The sequence below is a fragment of the Hydrogenophaga sp. genome (genome assembly GCF_018780385.1).
GTDB lineage: Bacteria > Pseudomonadota > Gammaproteobacteria > Burkholderiales > Burkholderiaceae_C > Hydrogenophaga.
The window spans coordinates 1-24,085 of record NZ_JADMJO010000032.1; the positions used below are offsets into that span (position 1 = coordinate 1).

The 24,085-nt window shown below is 65.1% G+C and carries 30 protein-coding genes and 1 pseudogene; 26 read left to right on the forward strand and 5 right to left on the reverse strand.

Annotation, left to right across the window (positions count from 1 at the left end):
* From IV113_RS12495 to IV113_RS12510, 4 genes and pseudogenes are all read left to right on the forward strand, one after another.
* Window positions 1–325 (forward strand): annotated as a pseudogene (locus tag IV113_RS12495) (3-oxoadipyl-CoA thiolase); the annotation flags it as partial.
* A 129-nt stretch (window positions 326–454) separates the two neighbouring features.
* Entirely contained in the window at window positions 455–1,324 is an 870-nt protein-coding gene (locus IV113_RS12500) for an NAD(P)-dependent oxidoreductase (RefSeq protein ID WP_291085295.1), read from the forward strand.
* Window positions 1,321–2,379 carry a maleylacetate reductase gene (locus IV113_RS12505; RefSeq protein WP_291085298.1) on the forward strand — a complete coding sequence of 353 codons (1,059 nt, stop codon included), beginning with the start codon at window positions 1,321–1,323 and terminating at the stop codon, window positions 2,377–2,379. Before IV113_RS12500 ends, IV113_RS12505 begins: the two co-directional genes overlap by 4 nt.
* Window positions 2,380–2,439: 60 nt before the next feature.
* Entirely contained in the window at window positions 2,440–3,741 is a 1,302-nt protein-coding gene (locus tag IV113_RS12510; protein WP_291085301.1) for an NAD(P)/FAD-dependent oxidoreductase, read from the forward strand.
* 12 nt (window positions 3,742–3,753) lie between these two features.
* On the opposite strand, the gene IV113_RS12515 is transcribed toward IV113_RS12510, so the two are convergent.
* Window positions 3,754–4,683 (reverse strand): LysR family transcriptional regulator, encoded by a 930-nt coding sequence (locus IV113_RS12515; RefSeq protein ID WP_056270659.1) that lies wholly within the window; start codon window positions 4,681–4,683, stop codon window positions 3,754–3,756.
* Between the two features lie 114 nt (window positions 4,684–4,797).
* Between IV113_RS12515 and IV113_RS12520 the strand changes: the two genes are divergently transcribed.
* The 9 genes from IV113_RS12520 to IV113_RS12560 all read left to right on the forward strand — a co-directional run bounded on the left by IV113_RS12520 (window position 4,798) and on the right by IV113_RS12560 (window position 11,283).
* Complete coding sequence (locus IV113_RS12520) at window positions 4,798–5,628, forward strand: intradiol ring-cleavage dioxygenase (protein ID WP_291085305.1); 831 nt, start codon at window positions 4,798–4,800, stop codon at window positions 5,626–5,628.
* A 36-nt stretch (window positions 5,629–5,664) separates the two neighbouring features.
* Window positions 5,665–6,756, forward strand: coding sequence for a C4-dicarboxylate TRAP transporter substrate-binding protein (locus IV113_RS12525; protein WP_291085308.1), 1,092 nt, complete (start codon window positions 5,665–5,667; stop codon window positions 6,754–6,756).
* Window position 6,757: 1 nt separating this feature from the next.
* The gene (locus tag IV113_RS12530; protein ID WP_291085310.1) at window positions 6,758–7,312 is read left to right on the forward strand and encodes a TRAP transporter small permease; all 555 of its coding nucleotides are present in this window, start codon (window positions 6,758–6,760) and stop codon (window positions 7,310–7,312) included.
* Window positions 7,309–8,628: a TRAP transporter large permease gene (locus tag IV113_RS12535; protein ID WP_291085313.1), complete on the forward strand. Its 1,320-nt coding sequence runs from the start codon at window positions 7,309–7,311 to the stop codon at window positions 8,626–8,628. The genes IV113_RS12530 and IV113_RS12535 overlap by 4 nt, the downstream gene beginning before the upstream one ends.
* Window positions 8,629–8,637: 9 nt before the next feature.
* Window positions 8,638–8,943 carry a YciI family protein gene (locus IV113_RS12540; protein WP_291085316.1) on the forward strand — a complete coding sequence of 102 codons (306 nt, stop codon included), beginning with the start codon at window positions 8,638–8,640 and terminating at the stop codon, window positions 8,941–8,943.
* Between the two features lie 5 nt (window positions 8,944–8,948).
* Window positions 8,949–9,248 (forward strand): Dabb family protein, encoded by a 300-nt coding sequence (locus IV113_RS12545; RefSeq protein WP_291085319.1) that lies wholly within the window; start codon window positions 8,949–8,951, stop codon window positions 9,246–9,248.
* Window positions 9,249–9,320: 72 nt separating this feature from the next.
* The gene (locus IV113_RS12550) at window positions 9,321–10,082 is read left to right on the forward strand and encodes a sulfite exporter TauE/SafE family protein (protein WP_291085322.1); all 762 of its coding nucleotides are present in this window, start codon (window positions 9,321–9,323) and stop codon (window positions 10,080–10,082) included.
* A 67-nt stretch (window positions 10,083–10,149) separates the two neighbouring features.
* Window positions 10,150–10,767 carry a ParA family protein gene (locus IV113_RS12555; RefSeq protein ID WP_291085325.1) on the forward strand — a complete coding sequence of 206 codons (618 nt, stop codon included), beginning with the start codon at window positions 10,150–10,152 and terminating at the stop codon, window positions 10,765–10,767.
* 60 nt (window positions 10,768–10,827) lie between these two features.
* Window positions 10,828–11,283: a MaoC family dehydratase gene (locus tag IV113_RS12560; protein ID WP_291085327.1), complete on the forward strand. Its 456-nt coding sequence runs from the start codon at window positions 10,828–10,830 to the stop codon at window positions 11,281–11,283.
* 10 nt (window positions 11,284–11,293) lie between these two features.
* On the opposite strand, the gene IV113_RS12565 is transcribed toward IV113_RS12560, so the two are convergent.
* From IV113_RS12565 to IV113_RS12575, 3 genes are all read right to left on the reverse strand, one after another.
* A complete protein-coding gene (locus tag IV113_RS12565) occupies window positions 11,294–11,617 on the reverse strand; it encodes a hypothetical protein (protein ID WP_291085330.1) in 324 nt (107 codons plus the stop codon).
* A gap of 141 nt (window positions 11,618–11,758) precedes the next feature.
* Window positions 11,759–12,232 carry a tRNA (uridine(34)/cytosine(34)/5-carboxymethylaminomethyluridine(34)-2'-O)-methyltransferase TrmL gene (gene trmL / locus IV113_RS12570; protein ID WP_291085333.1) on the reverse strand — a complete coding sequence of 158 codons (474 nt, stop codon included), beginning with the start codon at window positions 12,230–12,232 and terminating at the stop codon, window positions 11,759–11,761.
* An 11-nt stretch (window positions 12,233–12,243) separates the two neighbouring features.
* Window positions 12,244–12,981 carry a ComF family protein gene (locus IV113_RS12575; protein WP_291085336.1) on the reverse strand — a complete coding sequence of 246 codons (738 nt, stop codon included), beginning with the start codon at window positions 12,979–12,981 and terminating at the stop codon, window positions 12,244–12,246.
* A 100-nt stretch (window positions 12,982–13,081) separates the two neighbouring features.
* Here IV113_RS12575 and IV113_RS12580 point away from each other — a divergent pair, with 100 nt between their 5' ends.
* The 8 genes from IV113_RS12580 to IV113_RS12615 all read left to right on the forward strand — a co-directional run bounded on the left by IV113_RS12580 (window position 13,082) and on the right by IV113_RS12615 (window position 19,492).
* Complete coding sequence (locus tag IV113_RS12580; protein WP_291085338.1) at window positions 13,082–13,951, forward strand: biotin synthase; 870 nt, start codon at window positions 13,082–13,084, stop codon at window positions 13,949–13,951.
* Window positions 13,952–14,108: 157 nt separating this feature from the next.
* Window positions 14,109–14,594, forward strand: coding sequence for a DUF2244 domain-containing protein (locus IV113_RS12585; RefSeq protein ID WP_291085341.1), 486 nt, complete (start codon window positions 14,109–14,111; stop codon window positions 14,592–14,594).
* A gap of 179 nt (window positions 14,595–14,773) precedes the next feature.
* A complete protein-coding gene (coxB, locus tag IV113_RS12590; protein WP_291085396.1) occupies window positions 14,774–15,904 on the forward strand; it encodes a cytochrome c oxidase subunit II in 1,131 nt (376 codons plus the stop codon).
* Between the two features lie 40 nt (window positions 15,905–15,944).
* The gene (ctaD, locus tag IV113_RS12595) at window positions 15,945–17,570 is read left to right on the forward strand and encodes a cytochrome c oxidase subunit I (protein ID WP_291085344.1); all 1,626 of its coding nucleotides are present in this window, start codon (window positions 15,945–15,947) and stop codon (window positions 17,568–17,570) included.
* A gap of 19 nt (window positions 17,571–17,589) precedes the next feature.
* A complete protein-coding gene (locus IV113_RS12600) occupies window positions 17,590–17,700 on the forward strand; it encodes a cytochrome oxidase small assembly protein (RefSeq protein WP_291085347.1) in 111 nt (36 codons plus the stop codon).
* Window positions 17,701–17,733: 33 nt separating this feature from the next.
* Window positions 17,734–18,348, forward strand: coding sequence for a cytochrome c oxidase assembly protein (locus IV113_RS12605; RefSeq protein ID WP_291085351.1), 615 nt, complete (start codon window positions 17,734–17,736; stop codon window positions 18,346–18,348).
* The gene (locus IV113_RS12610) at window positions 18,345–18,551 is read left to right on the forward strand and encodes a DUF2970 domain-containing protein (RefSeq protein ID WP_291085354.1); all 207 of its coding nucleotides are present in this window, start codon (window positions 18,345–18,347) and stop codon (window positions 18,549–18,551) included. Before IV113_RS12605 ends, IV113_RS12610 begins: the two co-directional genes overlap by 4 nt.
* 59 nt (window positions 18,552–18,610) lie before the next feature.
* Window positions 18,611–19,492, forward strand: coding sequence for a cytochrome c oxidase subunit 3 (locus tag IV113_RS12615; protein ID WP_291085357.1), 882 nt, complete (start codon window positions 18,611–18,613; stop codon window positions 19,490–19,492).
* Between the two features lie 99 nt (window positions 19,493–19,591).
* Here the strand turns inward: IV113_RS12615 and IV113_RS12620 are convergent, their stop codons facing one another.
* Window positions 19,592–19,834, reverse strand: a complete 243-nt coding sequence (locus IV113_RS12620; protein WP_291085360.1) for a twin transmembrane helix small protein — start codon at window positions 19,832–19,834, stop codon at window positions 19,592–19,594.
* A gap of 72 nt (window positions 19,835–19,906) precedes the next feature.
* Here IV113_RS12620 and IV113_RS12625 point away from each other — a divergent pair, with 72 nt between their 5' ends.
* From IV113_RS12625 to IV113_RS12645, 5 genes are all read left to right on the forward strand, one after another.
* The gene (locus IV113_RS12625; RefSeq protein WP_291085363.1) at window positions 19,907–20,647 is read left to right on the forward strand and encodes an SURF1 family protein; all 741 of its coding nucleotides are present in this window, start codon (window positions 19,907–19,909) and stop codon (window positions 20,645–20,647) included.
* The gene (locus tag IV113_RS12630) at window positions 20,628–21,305 is read left to right on the forward strand and encodes a hypothetical protein (RefSeq protein ID WP_291085366.1); all 678 of its coding nucleotides are present in this window, start codon (window positions 20,628–20,630) and stop codon (window positions 21,303–21,305) included. Before IV113_RS12625 ends, IV113_RS12630 begins: the two co-directional genes overlap by 20 nt.
* Before the next feature lie 87 nt (window positions 21,306–21,392).
* Window positions 21,393–22,559 (forward strand): COX15/CtaA family protein, encoded by a 1,167-nt coding sequence (locus IV113_RS12635; RefSeq protein ID WP_291085369.1) that lies wholly within the window; start codon window positions 21,393–21,395, stop codon window positions 22,557–22,559.
* On the forward strand, window positions 22,556–23,461 hold the full coding sequence (cyoE, locus tag IV113_RS12640; protein WP_291085370.1) for a heme o synthase: 906 nt from the start codon (window positions 22,556–22,558) through the stop codon (window positions 23,459–23,461). Before IV113_RS12635 ends, cyoE begins: the two co-directional genes overlap by 4 nt.
* A gap of 5 nt (window positions 23,462–23,466) precedes the next feature.
* Window positions 23,467–24,075: an SCO family protein gene (locus tag IV113_RS12645; protein ID WP_291085372.1), complete on the forward strand. Its 609-nt coding sequence runs from the start codon at window positions 23,467–23,469 to the stop codon at window positions 24,073–24,075.
* Window positions 24,076–24,085 lie beyond the last annotated feature (10 nt).

Here is a 24,085-nt window from a genome sequence, read left to right on the forward strand (position 1 = left end):
CATGGGCATCGGCCCGGCGCCGGCCACGCAGAAGGTGCTGGCGCTCACCGGCCTGTCGCTGGCGCAGATGGACGTGATCGAACTCAACGAAGCCTTTGCCGCGCAAGGCCTGGCCGTGCTGCGCATGCTGGGGCTGCAAGACGACGACGAGCGCGTGAACGCCTGGGGCGGCGCCATTGCGCTGGGCCACCCGCTGGGCGCCAGTGGCGCACGGCTGGCCACCACCGCGGTGAACCGCCTGCACGCGACGGGCGGGCGCTACGCGCTGTGCACCATGTGCATCGGCGTGGGGCAAGGCATTGCGCTGGTGATCGAGCGCGTCTGACGCGCCCGTTTTCCGGCGCGCGCAAAACTGATTTGCGTGGCGCTGGTTGAAGTGGCGCGGCGGGTCCACGACACTGCCTGAAAGGTCGGGTGTGCACGTTCTGCACCGCCGGTCACCAGGAGACAACACATGCGACTGCACTTCATCGGCGTGGGGAAAATGGGCCTGCCCATGGCCCTGCACCTGCGCGCCAGCGGCGCCGATCTCAGCGTGAGCGACTTTGAGCCCGGACGCCGTGCAATCGCCGCCGAACTGGGTCTTGCAGTTGCGGCCGACACCGCGATCGCGCTTCAACAGGCGGCCGGGGTGTTCTCTTCCTTGCCGCACGACGCCGCGCTGCTCGCGGTGGCCGCGCAGGTCGCCGCCCACGCCAGACCCGGCGCCTTCTGGGTCGACACCAGCACCGTCTCGCTCACCGCGTCGGCGCAGGTCGCGCAGATCTGCGCTGCGGCGGGCATCGAACATGTGCGCACCACCGTGTCGGGCAACAACAAGATGGCCGAAGCGGCGCAACTCACCGTGATGGCCTCGGGCCCGCGCACCGCTTATGACCGGGTGCTGCCGCTGCTGCAACGCTGGGGCCCGAACCAGTTCTACCTGGGTGAGACCGAGCAGGCGCGCCTGATGAAACTGGTGATCAACCTCATGATTGCGCAGACCAGCGCCATGCTCGGCGAGGCGCTCACGCTGGGTCGCAAGGGCGGGCTCGACTGGCACGACATGTGGTGCGTGATGGGCGCCAGCGCCGTGGCCTCGCCCATCGTCAAGGCCAAGTCGGCGCAGCTCTCGGAGCGCGATTTTTCCGCCACCTTCACCGTGAACCAGATGATCAAGGATCTCGACCTCATCCTCGGCGCTGCGAGCGAACACCAGGTGTCGCTGCCCCAGACCGCCCTGACCCGCCAGCTGATGGACGCCGCTCGCGCCCACGGCGATGCGGATGCCGATTACGCCGCCATCATCAAGGCGGTGGAGCGCAGCGCGGGGCTCTCGACATGAAACGATTCAACTACCAGAGCCTGCCTTCGCGGGTGGTGTTCGGCGCTGGCTCGCTGGCCGAGCTGCCGCGCGAGATCGAAGCCATGGGCGCGCACCGCGCGCTGGTGTTGTGCACGCCCGAGCAACGCGGCATGGCCGAACGTGTGGTGGCGCTGCTCGGCGAACGCGCTGCCGGTGTGTTCGACCGCGCTGTGATGCACGTGCCGATCGAGACCGCGCGCGAAGCGCGTGAGGTGGCGCGTCAACTGGGCGCCGACTGCGCCGTGGCCATCGGCGGCGGCTCCACCACGGGACTGGGCAAGGCCATCGCGCTCGACTCGGGTCTGCCCATCCTCGCCATCCCCACCACCTACGCCGGCTCCGAGATGACGCCGATCTACGGCATCACCGAGGCCGGTCTGAAGAAGACCGGCAAGGACATCCGCGTGTTGCCACGCACCGTGATCTACGACCCCGAACTCAGCCTGGGCCTGCCCGTCGGACTGAGCATCACCAGTGGCATCAACGCGATCGCGCACGCTGCCGAAGGCCTGTACGCGGTCGATGCCAACCCCATCATCAGCCTCATGGCGCAAGAAGGCATTGCAGCCCTGGGCCGCGCGCTGCCGGTGATCAAGACCAACCCTGGCGACGTGACCGCGCGGTCCGACGCGCTGTACGGCGCCTGGCTCTGCGGCACGGTGCTGGGTGCCGTGGGCATGGCCCTGCACCACAAGCTCTGCCACACGCTGGGCGGCAGCTTCAACCTGCCGCACGCCGAGACCCACACCATCGTGCTCCCACATGCACTGGCCTACAACGCGGCGGCAGTGCCCGAGGCCATGGCACGCATCGCCACGGCACTCGGTGGCACCAGCGCTGCGCAAGCGGTGTTTGACTTGGCGCGGGACAACGGCGCGCCGGTGGCGCTGAAGGACATCGGCATGAAAGAAGCCGATCTGGACCGCGCCTGCGAGATTGCGATGAGCAACCAGTACCCGAACCCGCAGGCGCTGGAAGCGGGGGCGATCCGCCGGTTGTTGCAGGATGCGTTCGAGGGGCGGCGACCCGGTTGATCCCGACCCGACCTGCGCTCCTCTACAGTCGGACCTGTCACTCATGCAGGGAAGACACACATGCAACAACATCGCATCGTGATCGTGGGAGGCGGCGCAGGCGGCCTGGAACTGGCTTGCAAACTGGGGCGCCGGATGGGGGCGGAACAGGTCACGCTGGTGGACCAGCAGCTCTTCCACATCTGGAAACCCTCACTCCACGAGGTGGCCGCAGGCACGCTCGACATTCACCAGGAGGGGCTGTCGTACGAAATGCTGGCGCACGACAACGGCTTCACCTTCTGCCTGGGCTCCATGACCGGGCTGGACCTGCCCGGCAAGCGGCTGGGCGTGGCGCCGGTGGTGGACGAGCATGGCGAGGAACTGGTGCCCGCCCGGCAGGTGCCGTACGACCAACTGGTGATCGCGGTGGGCAGCACCGCCAACCACTACAACGTGCCCGGTGCTGCCGAATTCACGCTCTCGCTCAACCGCCCGGCCGATGCCGAACACTTCCGCCTGCGCATGCTCAAGCTGCTCACGGCGGCCGATCTGCGCAAGAGTGTGGGCGGCGAGGGCCAGGTGCGCATCGTGATCATTGGCGGCGGCGCCACCGGCGTGGAGCTCGCGGCCGAGTTGCGCGAAGCCAGCGTGGTGCACTCGCGCTACGGCTTTCGTCGGCTCGACCCGCACCGCGATGTGCAGATCACATTGCTCGAAGGTGCCGACCGCATCCTGGCGCCTTTGCCTGAGAAAGTGTCGACCGCAGCGGCTCAGCTGCTCAAGGAGCGCCAAGTGAGCATCGAAGTGAACTGCAAGGTGGCGCGCATCGCGCCGCACCAGGTGGAAGACGCGGCAGGCCGGGTGTTTGCGTCGGATCTGGTGGTGTGGGCCGCGGGCATCAAGGCGCCCGACGTGCTGGCCACGCTGGGTCTGCCCACCGGTCGATCAGGGCAGTTGCAGGTGACCGACCGCCTGCTGGTGCAGGGCCAGACCGACATTTACGCCCTGGGCGACTGCGCCGCCTGCCCCACGGCCGATGGCGGCTGGGTGCCGCCGCGCGCCCAGGCCGCGCACCAGCAGGCCAGCTACCTGGTGACGGCCCTGACGCGCCGAGCCCGGGGCGAGCCCGCGCCCGAGCGGCCCTACGTCTATCAGGACCACGGCTCGCTGGTGTCGCTCGGCACGCAGTCGTCGGTGGGCAACCTCATGGGCAACCTGTTCCGTTCGACCTGGTTTGTGCAGGGCCTGTTGGCCCGAACCATGTACGTGAGCCTGCACCTGATGCACCACCAGGCCGTGCTCGGCACCTTGCGCACGGCCGTGCTGGCGGTGGCGCGCTTCCTGGTGAAACGGGCCACGCCGCTGGTGAAGCTGCACTGATCCACGGAACGATCAATACACCGTGAACCGCCCCGTCCACTTGCGTTCGTACCCCATCTTCACGAAGTGCTCGGCCATGAAGTCGATGAAGGTGCGCACCTTGGCGCTGAGGTGTTTGCGGCTGGGATAGGCCAGGTTCACCGTGATGCGGGGCAGGTCCCAGTCGTCGAGCACGGGCACCAGGCGCCCGGCCACGATGTCGTCGTAGACGATGTAGCTGGGCTGCACCAGGATGCCCAGGCCATCGAGCGCGGCGGCGCGCAGGATCTGACCATCGTTGGATTCGAGCAGGGCCTTCACCGCCACCGTCTGGCTTTCCTCACCTCGCGTGAAGCGCAATTCGTAGGGGTTGTTGGCGTGCACGTAGATCAGCAGGTGGTGGCGCTGCAGGTCGTCCAGCGTCTTGGGGAAACCGTGTTTGGCGAGGTAGCGCGGTGAGGCGGTGAGCACACGGCGGGTTTCGGCCAGGCGGCGGATGGTGATGTTGCTGTCGGGCTCGACCTCGCGGTTGCGGATCGCCACGTCGATGTTGTTGTCGATGATGTCCAGGTAGCGGTTCGCGGCTTCCACGTGCACGGTCACGTTGGGGTAGCGCTCGGTGTACTCGCGAAGCAGCGGCGCGATGTGGTGCAGCGAGAAGGAGAGCGAGGCACTGATGCGCAGCGTGCCGGTGGGGTTGAGCGCGGCCGCGTTCACCGTGGACTCGGCATCGCGCAGGTCGGCCAGGATGCTGCGGGCGCGCTGAAAGAACTCCTGCCCCGTGTCGGTGAGGTAGAGGCGGCGTGTGTTGCGCTCCACCAGGCGCACGCCCAGGCGCTCTTCGAGCGCGGCGAGCTGGCGGCTGGCGCTGGCGTTGGACATGTCCATCAACTCCGCCGCACGGCTCAGGCTGCCGCTCTCGGCCACGTGCACAAACAACTCCATCTCGGTCCAGCGATCCATGTTCACCCCGTATTTGCAGCGCGCGGAAAAGTCATTTGCAGCGCCGCACTGGATGACATTGTGCGCAGCTTCTACAGTGCGGGCATACAGAGAAAACCCCGCAGGAGACATGCCGTGCGCAACCTCGACCAATACAACATCACGCAAGCGGTGATCGCGCGCTTTGCGCAGACACCCGATCCGCGCCTGAAGGAAATCGTGACCAGCCTGGTGCAGCACCTGCACGCGTTTGCGCGCGAAGTGAAGCTGACCGAGGCGGAGTGGATGCAGGGCATCGAATTCCTCACCGCCACCGGGCACCAATGTGACGACAAGCGCCAGGAGTTCATCCTGCTCTCCGACACGCTGGGCCTGTCGATGCTCACCGTGGCGATGAACAACGACAAGCCGCAGGGTTGCACCGAGGCCACGGTGTTCGGGCCGTTTCATGTGGAAGGCGCGCCGCACATCGAACTGGGTGGCGACGTCGCGCAAGGCGCCCAGGGCACGCCGTGCGAGGTGCGTGGCACGGTGCGCGGCCTGGACGGTGCGCCGGTGCCGCTGGCGCACATCGAGGTCTGGCAGGCCGACGCTGAGGGCAAGTACGACGTGCAGCGCCCCGACTGCGACGGTGCCCAGGCCCGTGGCGTGCTGCAGGCCGACGGGCAGGGCCGCTACCACTTCACATCGATCCTGGCCGAGGCCTACCCGATTCCCGACGACGGCCCGGTGGGCGACATGCTCAAAGCCACCAATCGCCACCCGTGGCGCCCGGCCCACCTGCACTTTCTGATCAGGGCCCCGGGTTACCAGACGCTGATCACCCACGTGTTCCGCAATGGTGACCAATATCTGGATTCCGACGCGGTGTTCGGCGTGCGCGAATCGCTCATTGCCGACTGGCTGCCGCAACCCGACGGGCGCTACCTGGTCGAGTTCGATTTTGTTCTCAATCCCGCCCGCTGAGTTTTTGCAACCGCCCCACAACAAGGAGACAAGACCATGATGAAACGCGCCTTCCTCACCACCACGCTGGTGGCCGCCCTGACCGCCGCCGGCCTGGGCACCGCCCACGCGCAGCAGACCTTCAAGCTCACCATCGCGTCAAGCCACCCGACCACGCTGCCGTGGGTCGGGCTCATGAGTTCGCTGTTCGTGCCCGAGGTCAACAAACGCGTGGCCGCGCTCAACAAGGGCTACAAGATCGAGTGGCGCGAAGCTTATGGCGGCCAGCTCTACAAGATGAACGCCACGCTCACCAGCGTGGAGCAGGGCATCACCGACATCGGCTGGGTATTCCACAACCTGGAGGCCGCCAAGATGCCGCTGTCCCAGTTCGGCACGGTGACGCCGTTCACCACCGACGACGTGCGCATCATCCTGGACGTGGCCAACGAGATGAACGAGAAGGTGCCCGCGCTGCAGAAGGAATGGGAGAAGAACAACATGGTGTTTCTGGGCGCCACCGGCGTGGACACCTACCACCTGTTCACCAAGAACCCGATCGCCACTTACGCCGACCTCAAGGGCCGCAAGATCAGTGCACCGGGCAGCATCGGCCTGTGGCTCAAGGGCTCGGGTGCGGTGCCGGTGGACGGCTCGCTCACCAGCTACTACACCGACATCCAGACGGGGGTGAGCGAGGGCACGATCTCGATCGCCACCGGCATCCTGCCCAACAAGATCTACGAAGTGGCGCCTTACGTGACCACGGTGAACATCGGCGCGCTCTACATCGGCGGCATGGCCATGAACAAGGACAGCTACGCCGGTCTGCCACCCGAGGTGCAGCAGATCGTGAAAGACGTGGGCAAGGAGTACTCAAAAGCCCTGGGCGCCACGCTGATGCAACGCTACGAGACCGCGCTCAAGACCATGGAAACCAACGGTGCGAAGCAGACGCCCTCGGTGCGCATCACCAACATGAGCTCGGGCGAGCGCGACAAGTGGGTCAAGACCATGCCCAACCTGGCGGCCGACTGGGCCAAGACCAACGCGTCCAAAGGTCCGGCGAAAGAGATCGTGAAGACCTACATGGATGCACTGCGCAAACGCGGCGTGAAGCCCGCGCGCGACTGGGACAAAGAGCTGTGACATGAGCTACGAAGCCAACACCGACCTGGAAGTGGGTCCACCGCCTTCCGGTGCGCCCACCAGTTCCTTCGGGCACCTGATCGACAGTCTCAATGCCTTCGGCTCGGTCATCATCGGCCTGGTGATGGTGCTGATGGTGGTGGACGTGCTGATGCGCAACCTGCTCAACCACCCCATCGACGGCGTGGCCGAGCTGGTGGCCACGTCCATCGTGGTGATCGTGTTCCTGCAACTGCCGGCCACGCTGCGGCACGGCCGAATGAGCCGTGCCGACTTGTTCATCGATCCCTACATCCTCAAGCGCCCGCGCGCCGGCAAGCGCCTGCGCGCGGTGTTCTCGGTGGTGGGCATCTTTGCCTGCGGCGTCATCGCCTATGCCACTTGGCCACTGCTGCAGCGCGCCTGGGGCAACGATGAGTTCCTCGGCATTGAGGGCATCTTCACCTTCCCCACCTGGCCCATGCGGCTGGTGGTGCTGGGCGGCGCCGCATTGGCCGCCATTCAGTACGCCTTGTTGGCGTTTCAGGACTGGCGCGAAGCCGGAGAGCCAGCATGACCGAACTGCACATCGGCATCGCCGCCATCGTCTGCATGCTCGCGGGCATCTACTTCGGCATGCACATCGGCATCGCCCTCATCGCCACCTCTTTCGTCAGCGTGTGGCTCATCAAGAGCCCCGAGGTGGCGGCGCGCTTTGTTGCCGCTTCGGCCAACGACGCGATCCGCGATTACTTGTTCGGCGTCATTCCGCTGTTCGTGCTCATGGGCATGCTGGTGAGCGTGTCGGGCGTGGGGCGCGACACGTTTGATGTGTTCCAGTGGCTCATGCGCCGCATCCGTGGAGGCTTGGGCCTGGCCACGGTGGCGGCCAACGCGGTGTTCGCCGCCATCACCGGCATCTCCATCGCATCGGCTTCGGTGTTCACCAAGGTCGCCGTGCCCGAGATGATCCGCCACGGCTATACACCTCGGTTCTCGGTGGGTGTGGTGGCCGGCTCCTCGGTGCTGGGCATGCTCATTCCGCCCAGCCTGCTGATGATCATTTACGGTGTGCTGGCCGAAGAATCCATCGGCCGCATGTTCATCGCCGGCATCATTCCCGGGGCCTTGCTGGCGCTGGGCTTCTGCGTGCTGATCGTGGGCATGGCCTGGCTGGTGCCGCACAAGGTTGGCACGCCCGAGGCACTGGCCGGCCTGGGTGCGGGCATCGAAGAAACGCCGCTGACGGCCGCCATCAAGTTCGTGCCCATCCTGCTGCTCATCACGCTGGTGCTCGGTGGTCTGTATGCGGGCTTCTTCACGCCCACCGAGGCAGGCGCCGTGGGTGCTGCGGGCGCGCTGGTCATCGCGCTGGTGCGCGGGCGCCTGAGCTGGCGCAAGCTGTGGCAGGTGCTGGTGGAGACCGGGTTTGTCTCGGTCTCGGTGCTCTTCCTCATCATCGCGGCCATGCTCTACAGCCGCATGCTCGCGCTCACCGGCATGCCGGCGGCCGTCACCGAAGGCATCACGAACATGGGCCTGGGGCCCTGGGGATTCCTGTTCATGTACGTGCTGATCGTGATCGCCCTGGGCTGCATCATCGACTCGGTCTCCATCATGTTGATCATGTTGCCCATCGTGCTGCCGATCGCGCGCGCCTTCGGCATGGACGTGGTGTGGTTCGGCGTGATCACTGTGGTGGCGGTGGAGATCGGCCTGCTCACGCCGCCTTTCGGCGTGTCGGTCTACACCGTCAAGTCGGCGCTGAACGATCCGCGCATCACCGTGCGCGACATCTTCGCCGGCAGCTTTCCGTTCGTGCTGATGATGGTGGTCGTGCTCGCCATCCTGGCCGCTTTCCCCAGCCTGTCCACCTGGCTGGCTTACCTCTGAAACAACCCCATGCTGTTCACCTTCATCCTCCTCGACAAGCCCGATGCCGCCGCGTTGCGCACCGCCGTGCGCCCACCGCACAAGGCGTATCTCGCGGCGGTGGCCGACCGCATCGCGTTTGCCGGCCCGTTCGTGCACGACGACGGCACCACCATGCTGGGCAGTCTGCTGGTGATCGACTTCCCGTCGCGAGACGCGGCCCACGCCTGGCTGGCCGAAGAGCCGTTTACCCAGGCCGGTCTGTACGGCAGCACGTCGGTGCACGCTTTCGTCAATCTCTGGCCGCAAAAAACCGGCTTTCCGCCCGCCGCCTGAACACCATGGTCAAGCACATCGTCATGTGGAATATCCAGGGCGGGCCCGAGGGAGCCAAGGCCGCATCGATCGATCGCGTCAAGGCCGCGTTTGAAGCGCTGCGCGACAAGATCCCCGGTCTGTTGCATCTGGAGATTGGCGTGGACCGCAGCGGTGTCGACTACGCGTGTGACGTGGTGCTGTATTCCGAGTTCGAGTCGCAGGCTGCGCTCGATGCCTATGCCGTGCACCCCGAACACCTGCGGGTGCGCCAGGACATTGAAGGCCTGCGCGTGGCGCGTCACCAGGTGGACTACACGACCTGAAGCACCCGCCGATAATCCATCCACCTCAACGAGCCCGCACCTGGATGCGGGCTCTTCTTTTGTCTGCTGCCCGTGGCCCTGTCCCTCATCACCGATCCGTTTTTCTACGCCGTGGCTGTTCCCGCCGTGCTGTTGCTGGGCGTGAGCAAGAGCGGTTTCGGCGCGGGCTTTGGCTCGTTGGCCGTGCCCATGATGGCGCTCGCGGTCACGGTGCCGCAGGCCGCGGCCATCCTCATGCCGGTGCTGCTGCTCATGGACCTGTTGGGCATGGCGGCCTTCCGCAAGAACGTGGACCGGCGCCTGCTGATGTTCCTGCTGCCTTTCGGATTGGCAGGCATCGTGATCGGCGCGCTGCTGTTCAAGGTGCTGGACGCTCGCCTGGTAGCCGGCATCGTGGGGGTGTTCACGCTGCTGTTCCTGGCCCAGCGACTGGTGTTTCCACCCAAGCCCGACAGCGCGCCACCGCCGAAATGGGTGGGCGCCTTGCTCACCGTAACCTCCGGTTTCACCAGCTTCATTGCGCACGCGGGCGGGCCACCGCTCAACGCCTATGTGATCCCGCTGCGCCTGTCGCCCCTGCTGTTCACCGGCACGCTGGCCTTCTTCTTTTTCTTCGTCAACCTGGCCAAGTGGATTCCGTACGCCTGGCTGGGTTTGCTCGATGTGCGCAACATGACGACCTCGCTGGCGCTGCTGCCGTTTGCGCCCATCGGCGTGTGGGTGGGCGTGCGCATTGCACACCGCATCAAACCCCAACTGTTCTACCGGATGGTCTACACCGGCATGTTCCTCACGGGGAGCAAACTGGTCTGGGACGCGCTGGCGATAACATAGCGCTCGCCGGTCCAGCCCTTGCCCGCGCCCTCGCCGTGCGGGCTGTCCTCGCTCAAAGGAGCTCCAGATGCCGATCGTGGTGGTTGCCAATCCCAAAGGAGGCGTGGGCAAATCCACGCTGTCGACCAACGTCGCCGGCTACTTTGCCAGCCAGGGCCACCCGGTGATGCTGGGCGACGTCGACCGCCAGCAGTCGTCGGGCTTGTGGCTGAAGTTGCGTCCACCGGCCGCGCGTCCGATCCAGAGCTGGGCGGTGTCGCACGACCTGATCGCCCGCCCGCCCAAGGACACCACCCACGTGGTGCTGGACACGCCCGCCGGCCTGCATGGCTGGCGCTTCAAGGACGTGCTCAAGATCGCCGACAAGGTGCTGGTGCCATTGCAGCCCAGCATCTTCGACATCTACGCCACGCGCGCCTTTCTCGACGAACTGGCCGAAACCCGCCGCGCCGACAAGCTGCAGATCGGCATCGTCGGCATGCGCGTCGACCCGCGCACCATCGCGGCCGACAAGCTCAACGAATTCGTGGCCGGCCTGGGGCTGCCGGTGTTGGGCGCGCTGCGCGACACGCAGAACTACATCCACCTCGCGGCACGCGGCCTCACGCTGTTCGACGTGGCGCCCGGCCGGGTCGAAAAAGACCTGCAACAGTGGCAGGCCATCTGCCGGTGGCTGGACGCCTGAGCACTGACGCTGTCCCGGTGCCGACATGCTTGGGCGCTTGTCGGTCGTACAGTGAGCCGCATGAAAACATTTGAAACACTGGCCGACGTGGCGGCCTGCGTGGGCCAGGAAGTGGCCGTGAGCGACTGGATCACCATCACCCAGGAGCAGGTCAACCGCTTTGCCGAGGCCACCGGCGACCACCAGTGGATCCACATCGATGTGGAGCGAGCCAAGGCCGGCCCGTTCGGCGCGCCGATCGCGCACGGCTTCCTCACGTTGTCCCTGTTGCCGGTGTTCTTCGAGTCGGCGCTGGAGATCAAGGGTTCCAGCATGGGGGTGAACTATGGCCTGAACCGCGTGCGCTTCACCTCACCCGTGCCCGTGGGCAGCCGGGTGCGGGCCCGCATGACGCTGCAGGCCTGCGAGGCCATCGAACATGGTGGCCAGCAAATGACCTGGGGCGTGGTGGTGGAACGCGAGGGTGCGGACAAGCCGGTGTGCTTCGCCGAATCGCTGGTCCGGCGCTATCCCTGACGGGGCAGGCTTATTTGATCCGCAGCAGCTGCTTGGGCTCGAGCCAGCCTTCGAAGCATTGAATCAGTTCGTTGATGCGCTCGGCGGCCACCGACTGGTTGTGCTGTTGCGAGATGAGCTGAAAGGCGTCGTTGCGCAGCATCCACAGCTCTTGTGGGGTGCGGGCTGATTCGATCTTGGTGCGCAGGCGCAGCGCCTGTTGATCGATGCAATCCTCGATCGCACTCAGGAGTGGCCGGCGGATACCCGCCAGGTCCTTGAGCGTCGCCTTGTGGGCGCTGCGCCTGCGAGGCGCGAAATTCACGCCCAGCCAATGGGCAAATGAAGTGATCAATCGATTCTCCCGGCGAACGGCTCAGCCAGGGTAGGGGGCTGGGCCGAAGCGGCTGGTGTCAAGATGCGGGTAGCCATGGGAAATTATCGGGCGAGTGTCCATGAAGTTGACGGTCTTCATTCGCCCGGCGTGTGACCTGCGTCACGGAACCGCGCCTGCAAACGCCTGCTGGCGCCACGCCTCAAAGACCACCACGGCCACCGAGTTGGAGAGGTTCAGGCTGCGCTGGCCCGCCAGCATGGGCAGGCGAAGGCGCTGAGTCGCCGGAATCGACTCGCGCAGTGCCTCCGGCAGGCCGCTGGTTTCGGAGCCAAAGACCAGCCAGTCGCCGGGTTGGAACGTGTTGCTGAAGGCACTGTGGCTGCCGCGCGTGGTGAAGGCGAAGAGCCGGGCCGGGTCGGGCTGCCGGGTGTGGAGGAAGGTGGCCCAGTCCGCATGGCGGTGCAGGGCTGCGTACTCGTGGTAGTCGAGTCCGGCCCGCTTCATGTGCTTGTCGTCCATCGAAAAGCCCAGTGGCTCGATCAGGTGCAGCGCGCAGCCCGTGTTGGCGCTGAGCCGGATCACGTTGCCGGTGTTGGGCGGGATTTCGGGGTTGACGAGAACGATGTTGAACATGGCCGCAGAGCTTACCGGCTCGGTGGCGTGCGTGCGAACACCAGTGCGCTGACCCGATCGGCCCCGGCGTGCAGCAGGGCCTGCGCTGCCGTTTGCAGCGTGGCGCCGGTGGTGGTCACATCGTCCACCAGCAGCACGTGTCGCCCCACCAACCGATGGGTGTGTGAGGGATGGGCGGCGAACACGCCGCGCAGGTTGCGCAAACGCGCTTCACGGCCCAGGCTGTGCTGATCGGGCGTCTCGCCCAAGCGCACCAGGGCGGTGGCGAGTGTGTCGCAAGGCTGGGCAGGTGGATGCCGCCGGCACTGCGCGCGCAGCGCCTTCACCAGTTCCCAGGCCTGGTTGTAGCCGCGCTCGCCCAGTCTCGCTTCGGTCAAGGGAATGGGGACCACCAACGGCCGGGTGTGCAGCAACTGCAGGGTCTGCGGCACTTGCAGGAGGCGCTGGGCGAACGGCTGCGCCCAGCCCGGTTCCGAGCGGAACTTGAAGCGCGCGATCAGGTCGTCCCACGGGTAGGCGTAATCCACCGCGGCCACGCATTGCTGCAGGGTGGATGCATCGGGTCGGGTCAGGCAGGCGCCGCACAAGCCCGGCTCGCCAGGCAACACGGCGGCGCACGCCCTGCAGCGGGATTGGGTCGGTGCAAAACGCTGGATGCAGGCTTCGCACACCGGCTGGGTCGGCCAGGCGGCGCAGACCTGGCAGGTGGCGGGCAGGGACTCCACGATGGCGTGACGGGCGGCGAGCATCGGGCCAATATACTGACGCGCTCCCGCCGATACCCCTTGGGCTGATACCCCGTTTCGCCGCTTGAACACACCCGTCACCTCAGAGAAACCTGTGCCAGGAATGGATCCTGGCGCAGCGCAGCGCTGGCTGAACCGCGCCGATGCGGCCAGCCCGTGGTTGCACGAAGAAGTGGGTTCGCGCATGGCCGATCGGCTGCCCTGGTTCCGCGAACAGCCCGCCAGCTGGTTGCACTGGGAGCCGGTGCAAGGCGGGCTTGAGGTGCACCGCAAGCTGCGCGGCATGCTGCCCGACGCACCCTGCCAGGTGATGGCGCGGCGGCTGCCCGAGGCCCTGGAGGCCACGCGCGAAGCCCCGTCAAGGTCGTGGAACCCTTTGCATTGGGGGCGAGCCACCGGCCCGACGGCCGCCACAACCGACACCCGCGTGCGCATGGTGTGGGCCAACATGGCGCTGCACATGGAGCTGCGACCGCAGACCTTGCTGGCGCAATGGCACCGGCAGATCGAGACCGATGGCTTCCTCATGTTTTCCTGTCTCGGCCCCGACAGCCTCAAGGAATTGCGCACGCTCTACGCCGAACACGGTTGGCCCGCGCCGTCGCACGCCTTCACAGACATGCACGACTGGGGCGACATGCTGGTGCACGCCGGCTTTGCCGAGCCGGTGATGGACATGGAGCGCATCACCCTGTCTTACAGCGGTGCCGATCCGCTGCTCGCCGAGCTGCGCGGACTGGGGCACAACCTGAGCGACCAGCGGTTCAGCGCTTGCCGATCACGCCACTGGCACACAAGGCTGTGCGCTGCGATCGAGGCGGGTCTGCCGCGTGCGCCCGACGGGAGGTTGACGCTGACCTTCGAGATCATCTACGGCCACGCCTTCAAGCCCGTGCCCCGGGTGCCGATGGCCTCATCCACGTCGCTGGCGGTGGACGACATGCGGGCCATGCTGCGCGCCGGCCGTCGCTGAGGGCTGCATGCCACCTTGTCCCAGTCGGGAGTGACGCTTTTGTCAGGGGCGTCGCGGTTTCACGCCGCTACAATCGACGCTGGCCAAAATTCCGAGGGTATTTTCCCTTTGCCAACGCTCCGTCTTTCGAGGCGGTAGCGACCAGTACCGGTGGTGGATGGTGAGCCAGGCAATCAACGCTTTCCGATTCGCGACGATGTCTGACCAAGGCATCGAGTGGACCCTGAAGCGCAACTGCTCGGTCACCCCGGCTCAATTGGGCTACCTCTACGCTTCCTTGTGCATCCTTTCGATGGGTGTGGCGGGGTTCTTCTGGTCGCAAGGTGCCACTTTGGTGTTGCCATTTGCGGTGTTGGAGTTGGTGGCGGTGGGCGCGGCCTTTCTGGTTTACGCCCGCCACGCGACCGACAGCGAGCGCATCAGGTTGCTGGAAGGCTGCCTGGTTGTGGAGTGGGAAACGGCGGGGCGGTCGTCGCGGTGCGAGTTTGCTCGCGAGTGGGTTCGGGTTGAACCCACGGCGGATTCAGGTCAGTTGATCGAGGTCCGCGGCGGGGGGCGGTCGGTGCAGGTGGGGCGCTTTGTGCGATCCGACCTTAGACCGATGCTGGCTCGGGAGATCCGCCAGGCCCTGCGTGGGGTTTGACGGGAGCCTGGAGTGGGGTGAGTGGTTGTGTGCTGGGTGGGGCCCAGAAAGTTTGTTCTAATCGGCATTGATATAAATCAATACTTATATTTGAGGCGCAAAAAGTGAGTACGACGAAGAAAACGGTGCATTCCCCACGGAACCCCTGGGCCAAGCTCTGCGCTGCCGCCTCCACGCTGATGCTCGGTCTGGGCGCCTGGACCACGGTCGCTGCGCAGAAGGTCAACGACCTGCCTGGCGGCCCTGCCGTCAATCAACTCAACTTTGCGCCTCCCGTCACCCGCATTGCCGAAGAGCAGCACTGGTTGCACTGGTTCATGATGGCCTTGTGCGCCGTCATCTTCCTGATCGTTTTCGGCGTGATGTTCTATTCCATCCTGAAGCACCGCAAGTCGGTGGGTCACAAGTCGCAGGCGCTGGCCGAGCCGATCTGGGTGGAGTTGGGTTGGACCATCGTTCCCCTGCTGATCGTGATCGGCATGGCGCTGCCGGCCACCAAGGTGCTGGTGGCGCAGAAAGACACCACCAACAGCGACCTGACCATCAAGGCCACGGGCATGCAGTGGAAGTGGGGCTACGACTACATCAAGGGTGAAGGCGAGGGCATTGGCTTCCTCTCCACGCTGGACAACAACCACCGCGTCATGTCCAACAGCGGCAAGCCCGAAGCCACCGACGACTACCTGCTCAAGGTCGACAACCCGCTCGTGGTGCCGGTCGGCAAGAAGGTGCGCATCATCACCACCGCCAACGACGTGATCCACGCCTGGATGGTGCCGGCCTTCGGCGTCAAGCAGGACGCCATCCCCGGCTTCGTGCGCGACACCTGGTTCCGTGCCGATAAGACCGGCGACTTCTATGGTCAGTGCGCCGAGCTGTGCGGCAAGGAACACGCCTACATGCCGATCCACGTGAAAGTGGTGTCTGCCGAGGAATACAGCGCCTGGGTCGGCGAGAAGCAGAAGGCCATGGCCGCTGCGGCCGATGACCCGTCCAAAGTGTGGGTGCTGGCCGATCTGGTCAAGCGCGGTGAGTCGGTGTACGCCGCCAACTGCGCGGCCTGCCATCAGGCCAACGGCAAGGGTGCCGGCCCGATCAAGCCGCTCGACGGCTCGGCCATCGTGGTGGACGCCGACAAAGGCAAGATCATCAATGTCTTGCTCAATGGACAGAACAACGGCGCCATGCCCGCCTGGAAACAGCTCAGCGACACCGAGCTGGCTGCGGTCATGACCTACGCCAAGAACCACTGGTCGAACCAGACCCAGCAGATCGTGCAGCCGGCCGAAGTGCAAGCCGCCCGCAAGTGATCACAGCCAAAAAAACATTGAGCTTCCAAGGAAATCGACCATGAGTGCTGTTCTCGACCACCACGACGCCCACGGCCACGACCACGACCACGATCACCATGCCCCCACGGGCTGGCGCCGCTGGGTGTACGCGACCAACCACAAGGACATCGGCACGCTGTATCTGCTGTTCGCATTCACCATGCTCATGGTGGGTGGCGTCCTGGCCCTGCTGATCCGCGCCGAGCTGTTCCAGCCTGGCTTGCAACTGGTCAACCCCGGTCTGTTCAACCAGCTGACCACGATGCACGGCCTGATCATGGTGTTCGGCGCCATCATGCCGGCCTTCGTGGGCTTCGCGAACTGGATGATCCCGCTGCAGATTGGCGCGTCCGACATGGCCTTCGCCCGCATGAACAACTTCAGCTTCTGGCTGATGATTCCGGCCGCCTTGATGCTGGTGTCCTCGTTCTTCATGCCGGGCGGGGCCCCCGCTGCCGGCTGGACGCTGTACGCGCCGCTGACCCTGCAGATGGGCCCCTCGATGGACGCCGGCATTTTCGCCATGCACATCCTGGGTGCGTCGTCGATCATGGGTTCGATCAACATCATCGTGACCATCCTCAACATGCGCGCGCCCGGCATGACGCTGATGAAGATGCCGATGTTCTGCTGGACCTGGCTGATCACCGCCTACCTGCTGATCGCCGTGATGCCCGTGCTGGCCGGCGCCATCACCATGACGCTGACCGATCGCCACTTCGGCACCAGCTTCTTCAACCCCGCCGGCGGCGGTGACCCGGTGATGTACCAGCACATCTTCTGGTTCTTCGGCCACCCCGAGGTCTACATCATGATCTTGCCGGCCTTCGGCATCGTGAGCCAGGTCGTGCCCGCGTTCTCGCGCAAGAAGCTGTTTGGCTACGCCTCCATGGTGTACGCCACGGGCTCCATCGCCATCCTGTCCTTCGTCGTGTGGGCTCACCACATGTTCACCACCGGCATGCCGGTGACCGGCCAGCTGTTCTTCATGTACTCGACCATGCTGATCGCCGTGCCCACGGGCGTGAAGATCTTCAACTGGATCGCGACCATGTGGAGGGGTTCGATGACCTTCGAGACCCCGATGCTGTGGGCCGTGGGCTTCATCTTCGTGTTCACCATCGGTGGCTTCACCGGCCTGATCCTGTCGGTGGCTCCGATCGACATCCAGATGCAGGACACCTACTACGTGGTGGCTCACTTCCACTACGTGCTGGTGGCCGGTTCTCTGTTCGCCATGTTCTCCGGCATCTATTACTGGCTGCCCAAGTGGACCGGCGTGATGTACAGCGAGACCCGCGGCAAGATCCATTTCTGGTGGTCGATGATCTCGTTCAACATCACTTTTTTCCCCATGCACTTCCTGGGTCTGGCCGGCATGCCCCGCCGCTACGCGGACTACCCGATGCAGTTCGCCGACTTCAACGCCATCGCCTCGGTGGGCGCATTCGGCTTTGGTATCGCACAGGTGTATTTCTTCCTCTTCGTGGCGCTGCCTGCGATGCGCGGCCAGGGTGAAAAAGCTTCGCAGAAGCCTTGGGAAGGTGCCGAAGGCCTGGAGTGGGAAGTGCCTTCGCCGGCTCCGTTCCACACCTTCGAGAACCCGCCCAAGCTCGACGCCACGGCCACCAAGGTAATCGGCTGAAACAGCCATGGCCCGCAACATGACACCTGAACAAAAGAAGCACAACCAGCGCCTGGGATTGATCCTGGCGTCAGTGGCGCTGGTGTTCTTCCTCGGGTTCGTCGGCAAGATGGTGTTCCTGGGCGGCTGACGCCCAGGCATCACCGAACACAGGAACCTGACCGTGGGACTGCGCAGCGAGAATTTCAAGATGGTGGGCAAACTCGGCGTGATCACGCTGGGCATGTTCGCCTTCGGCTATGCGCTGGTGCCGATCTACAACGCGATCTGCGAAGCGACCGGGATCAACGTCCTGTCGCTGTCCGACCGCCAGATTCCGGGGGCCACGTCCCAGGCCGCTGCCAACACGCAGGTGGACACCAGCCGCACCATCACGGTGGAGTTCGATGTGAACAGCCGTGGACCGTGGCATTTCAAGCCAGCCGTGCGTTCGTTGCAGGTGCACCCGGGCGAGTTGACCACGGTGATGTACGAGTTCCAGAACATCCAGAACCGCACCATGGCGGCTCAGGCCATTCCGAGCTATGCGCCCAAGCAGGCCATGGCCCACTTCAACAAGCTCGAGTGCTTCTGCTTCACGCAGTACACCTTGCAGGCGGGCGAGAAGAAGGCGTGGCCCGTGGCCTTCGTGATCGACCCCCGCCTGCCCAAGGACGTGACCACGATCACCTTGTCCTACACCTTCTTTGAAGTCGGCGGCAAGGTGCCAGCGGCTCCAGACGACGTGGCGGTTCGAGTGGAGACCCCGGCCGTCTTGAAGCCGGCGGGTGCCGTATGAACGGGCCGCTGCACCAGCGCAAGGGTTCCTGGGTCGGAACGGTGAAGGCCGTGCTGTGGGGCTTCCTGGGCGTGCGCCGCAACGCCGATTACCAGAACGACATTGCCAAGCTCAAGCCCTTGCACCTGATTGCGGTGGGTTTGGGTATGGCGTTTCTGTTCGTTCTGGCCCTGATCCTGTTGGTGAACTGGGTTGCGGGCTGAAAGCCTGCCCCTGATCCGAACGATTTTTCATATTCAAACAAGCGAAAACTGGAGTGAGCATGTCAGCAGCATCCCACGGCACAACGCCCTACTACTACGTTCCGGGTCCTTCACGGCACCCGGTGATGGCGGCGATCGGCCTGTTCTTCGTCATTCTTGGCGCGGGGCAATGGATCAACGGCCACGGCTGGGGTGCTTATTCACTCGCCTTCGGCATGGCCTTCTGGCTGATCGTGCTGTTCCAGTGGTTCCGTGAAGCGGTCGGCGAGAGCGAAAGTGGGATGTACGGCCGCAAGATCGACCTGTCCTTCCGCTGGAGCATGAGCTGGTTCATCTTCTCCGAGGTGATGTTCTTCGGTGCCTTCTTCACCGCGCTCTGGTGGGCCCGTGTCCACTCGGTGCCGGCGCTGGGCAACATCGAGAACTCGCTCATCTGGCCCGACTTCTCGGCCGTGTGGCCCAGCATGCAGGCCGGCGCCACCGCTTCGCCCGGCGGCATCGTCGAGCCCTTCCAGACCATGGGTCCGTTCTGGCTGCCCACGATCAACACCGCGCTGCTGCTGACTTCTGGTGTCACCCTGACCATCGCCCACCACGCGCTGCAAGTGGGCAACCGCGGCAAGACCATCGCATTCATGTGGATGACCGTGGTTCTGGGCATGGTGTTCCTGTTCGTGCAGGGTTACGAGTACGCACACGCCTACGCCGATCTCAACCTCAAGCTGTCCTCGGGCATCTTCGGTTCCACGTTCTTCCTGCTCACCGGCTTCCACGGTTTCCACGTGTTCGTGGGCATGTTGATGCTGCTGTTCATCACCCTGCGCCTGCAAAAGGGCCACTTCACCCCCGAGCGCCACTTCGGCTTCGAGGGTGCTGCCTGGTACTGGCACTTCGTGGACGTGGTGTGGCTGGGCCTCTACATCCTGGTCTATTGGTTGTGAGCGGTTCCCGGGGTGCTCGGCAACCCCTGGTGGCTCAACAAAAAAAGCGCCATCAGGCGCTTTTTTGTTGCTGCATCAGAAGACGGGCGGATCGATTGATCAGCGGTTCAGCGGCAGGCCGGTGGGCTGGATCCAGCCCATCAGATAACTGATGAGCACCACCACGAACAACAGGATGGAAAACCCGACCCGGAACGCGAGCGCTCTGGCCATGTGGTTCTTGCGGGGTGGGCTGTCTGGCGCATCGGCTCCTTCGGACTGGCCGCCGCGCATCATGAACACCAGGGCCGCGGCCAGACTTCCAATGATGGCAATGAATGCCACGATGACCAGATACTTCATGCGCTCGATTATCGGTGGCGTCGATCCCTGCGGTGGTTTGGAGCGCATCGGTCAGGAGCCGGGAGCAGGGTCATGATGTCTGCACGCATGCGGTTCGCCGTCGTCACCGTGGCCACCGTGTTCACCATGGCAATCACCGCATCGCTGGGTTTCTGGCAGTTGGACCGCGCACGGCAGAAGCTCGCCTTGCAGGACCAGATCAACCAGCGCGCTGAGCTGCCAGCCTGGCAGACGGACGATCTCCTGCAGGCGACCGATCCGCTGGCGGGCCTGCACCGCCCGGTGCAGCTCCGTGGGCAGTGGCTGAAAGACGCGTCAGTGTTTTTGGACAACCGGCAGATGGCCGCCCGAAACGGCTTCTTCCTGATCACGCCGTTGAAGCTGGCGGGCAGCCAGCGCGCCGTGCTGGTGCAGCGGGGCTGGGTGCCACGCGATTTCACCGACCGAAGCCTCGTACCGACGATCGACACGCCCTCGGGTGAGGTGCAGGTGGAGGGCCGCTTGGCCCCGCCGCCGGGCAAGCTATACCAGCTGGGCGAGGCGGGCAAGGGTGCGATCCGGCAAAATATCGACCTTGCCGCTTTTGCCCAGGAAACCGGACTCGACCTCCTGGCCGTGTCCGTGCAACAAGCCGGCGCATCCCCCGAAGGACTGTTGCGCGAATGGCCACGCGCGGCGGTGGGTGTCGACAAGCACCACGGCTATGCGTTTCAGTGGTTTGGTTTGTGTGCCCTCGCGGGTTTGCTCTATCTCTGGTTTCAATTCATTTCTCCCCGCCGAAAGCGCATCTCCCATGGCACAGACGCCCGATGAACCCCTGACCCTCACCGTGCACAGCCTGCCCCAGCTCGACCAGGATGGCGCCGGGGCCGTGGTGAATGCGCGCGCGGGGCGTTGGAAACTGCTGGGCTTGGCGCTGGTGTGTGTGGCACCGGTGGTGGCGTCATACCTCACCTACTACGTGATCCGACCCGAAGGTCGGCGCAACTATGGCGAGCTGATCGATCCGCAGCGGCCGCTGCCTGCCGTCACGGTGGTCAATGCCCGCAGCCAGACGTTGCCCCTGAATGCGCTCAAGGACCAGTGGCTGTTGATCAGCGTGGCCGACAGCGCCTGCAACGAGGTCTGTCAGGAGCACCTGTTGCTTCAACGCCAGCTGCGTGAGACGCTCGGCCGCGAGAAGGACCGTCTGGACTGGGTCTGGCTGCGCACCGGGGATACCCCGCTGTCCGAGCCCTTGAAACAGGCCACCGCCGCCGCGCAGGTGTTGCAGATCGAGCCGCAGGCGCTGGCGGCATGGCTGCAACCGGCGGCCGGCCAGAAGATCGAGGACCACCTGTACTTGGTTGATCCTTTGGGCAACTGGATGATGCGTTTCCCCGCCAACATCGATCCCAAGCAGGCCAAACGTGATCTGGATCGCCTGTTGCGAGCGTCGGCGTTCTGGGACAAGGCCGACCGGCAACCATGATGAACCCCCACGCTCCGCACTTCGTGTCGTCGCTGCCCCCCGAGGGGGCGCAGGCCCGCCTTGAGGCGGCTCGGCGGAGGGCCTGACATGGACACCCAACCGCTCTACGACCTCGCCCCCATCGCCCGCCTCATGCTGCTGGGCGTGGTGATCGCGCTTGGGCCCTTGGCCTGGGTGTGGGTGCGCAACCGCCATGCATTGCCGGCGCAGCGGCTGCGCGTGCTCACCCTGGTCACACTGTTCCTCACCTTCGACCTCGTGCTCTTCGGTGCCTTCACGCGCCTGACCGACTCGGGCCTCGGTTGCCCCGACTGGCCTGGCTGCTACGGCAGTGTGAGTCCCGTGGGCGCGAGCTCGTCGATCGCCGCTGCGCAGGATGCCATGCCCACCGGCCCGGTGACGTTCTCCAAGGCCTGGATCGAGATGATCCACCGCTACCTCGCGACCGCCGTTGGCGTGCTGATTCTGGTGTTGGCGCTGGTGAGCTGGATCGAACGCAAGCGCCTGTCGGTGTCGTTCGTCTGGCCGCTGGTCACGCTGGTGTGGGTCTGCCTGCAGGGCGCCTTTGGTGCGCTCACGGTGACCATGAAGCTGTTCCCCGTCATCGTCACGTTGCACCTGCTCGGTGGCCTGGGTTTGCTGGCGTTGCTGCGTGCGCAGGCGGTGGGTTACCGGCTGGCCGAACCCGGCAGCCGTGGCCCGGTCGAGCTGACGGCTCGATTGCGCGCCGCACTGATGGCGGTGTTCGGCCTGTTGTGGCTGCAGATCGCGTTGGGTGGCTGGGTCAGCACCAACTACGCCGTGCTGGCCTGCAGCGACTTCCCCACCTGCCAGGGCAACTGGTGGCCGAGCATGGATTTCCGCGAAGGCTTCACGCTGTGGCGCCACCTGGGCCTGAACAGCGCTGGCGAGGCGATCACCTTCCCCGCGCTCACCGCCATCCACGTGGCGCACCGCCTCATGGCCTTTGTGGTGCTTGGCGCGATGGTCTGGCTCGGCTGGCGGCTGTGGCGTGTGCCGGGCATGGGGCCAACGGCGCGTGCGCTGCTGTTGCTCGCGCTCTGGCAGTTCGCCAGCGGGTTGACCAACGTCGTTCTCGACTGGCCCTTGCTGGCCGCGGTGGGCCACACCGCTGGTGCCGCGGCACTCGTGATCGTCCTCACCGGCGCCCTGAGCGGCACGCGCAGTGCCGCACCTCGCCGCGCTGAAACAACCGGCACCTCCGCCCTGAACATGTTCCGATCGACCCCATGAGCGCCGCTTCCTCTCCCTCCGCGGCTGTTGCCTTGCCCTCGGTCTGGCGCCAGTACCACGCGCTGACCAAGCCCCGCGTGATCCAGCTCATCGTGTTCTGCGCGCTGATCGGCATGGTGCTGGCCGTGCCCGGCGTGCCCACCTGGGCGCAGGTGCAACTCGCGGCCACCGCCTGCTTCGGTATCTGGCTCGTGGCCGCTGCGGCTGCGGCCTTCAACTGCGTGGTCGAGCAGCACATCGACGCCAGGATGAAGCGCACCGCCTGGCGGCCCACCGCCAAGGGCCAGCTCACCAACGGAAAGACGCTCTCGTTCTCCGCTGCCCTGTGCGTCGCCGGTTCTTCGGTGTTGTACTTCGCCGTCAACCCGCTGACCATGTGGCTGACCTTCGCCACCTTCGTGGGTTATGCGGTCGTCTACACCGTGATCCTCAAGCCGTTGACGCCACAGAACATCGTGATCGGCGGTGCTTCCGGCGCCATGCCGCCGGTGCTGGGTTGGGCCGCCATGACCGGTGTGGTCTCGCCCGAGGCGCTGATCCTGTTCCTGATCATCTTCCTCTGGACGCCGCCACACTTCTGGGCGCTCGCTCTCTACCGCGTGGAGGACTACCGCAAGTCCGGCTTGCCGATGCTGCCGGTCACGCACGGCTCGGAGTTCACGCGGCTGCAGATCCTGCTCTACACCTTCGTGCTGTTTGCGGCCTGCCTCATGCCTTTCATGATGCGCATGAGCGGCTGGTTCTACCTGGCCAGCGCCATCGCACTGAGCATCGGTTTCTGTGGTTATGCCTGGGCACTGTGGCGCAACTACTCCGACGCGCTCGCGCGCAAGACCTTCCGCTTCTCGTTGATCCATCTGTCGCTGCTGTTCGGCGCACTCTTGATTGACCACTACCTGTGACCGCCATGTCTTCCCACACCGCACTCACCCGCCGCCATTTGCTGGGCGCCACACTTGGTGCCACCGGTCTGTTCATCGCCGGCTGCAGCGAACCGGTCGCCAGCTTCTCCGGCATCGACATCACTGGCGCCGACTACGCCACCGGCTTCTCGCTGACCGACCACAACGGTCAACCACGCACCCTCGCCGACTTCAAGGGCAAGCTGGTGGTGCTGTTCTTCGGCTTCACCCAGTGCCCCGACGTGTGCCCCACCACCATGAGCGAATTGGCTGAAGCCAAGCGCCTGCTGGGTGCCGATGGTGATCGCCTGCAGGGTTTGTTCGTGAGCATCGACCCCGAGCGCGACACGCCCGCGATCATGAAGCAGTACATGGCCAGCTTCGACCCCAGCTTTCTCGCGCTGTACGCCGCCCCCGACCAACTGCCCGAGCTGGCCAAGAGCTACAAGATCTACTACAAGAAGGTCGACGGCCCCACGCCCACCAGCTACACCATGGACCACTCCGCCGGGAGCTACGTGTACGACACGCAGGGACGTATTCGCCTGTACCACCGCTACGGCAGTGGCGCGCCCGCGCTGGCGAGCGACCTGAAGAGGCTGCTGGCGTCCTGAGCGCGCCCTA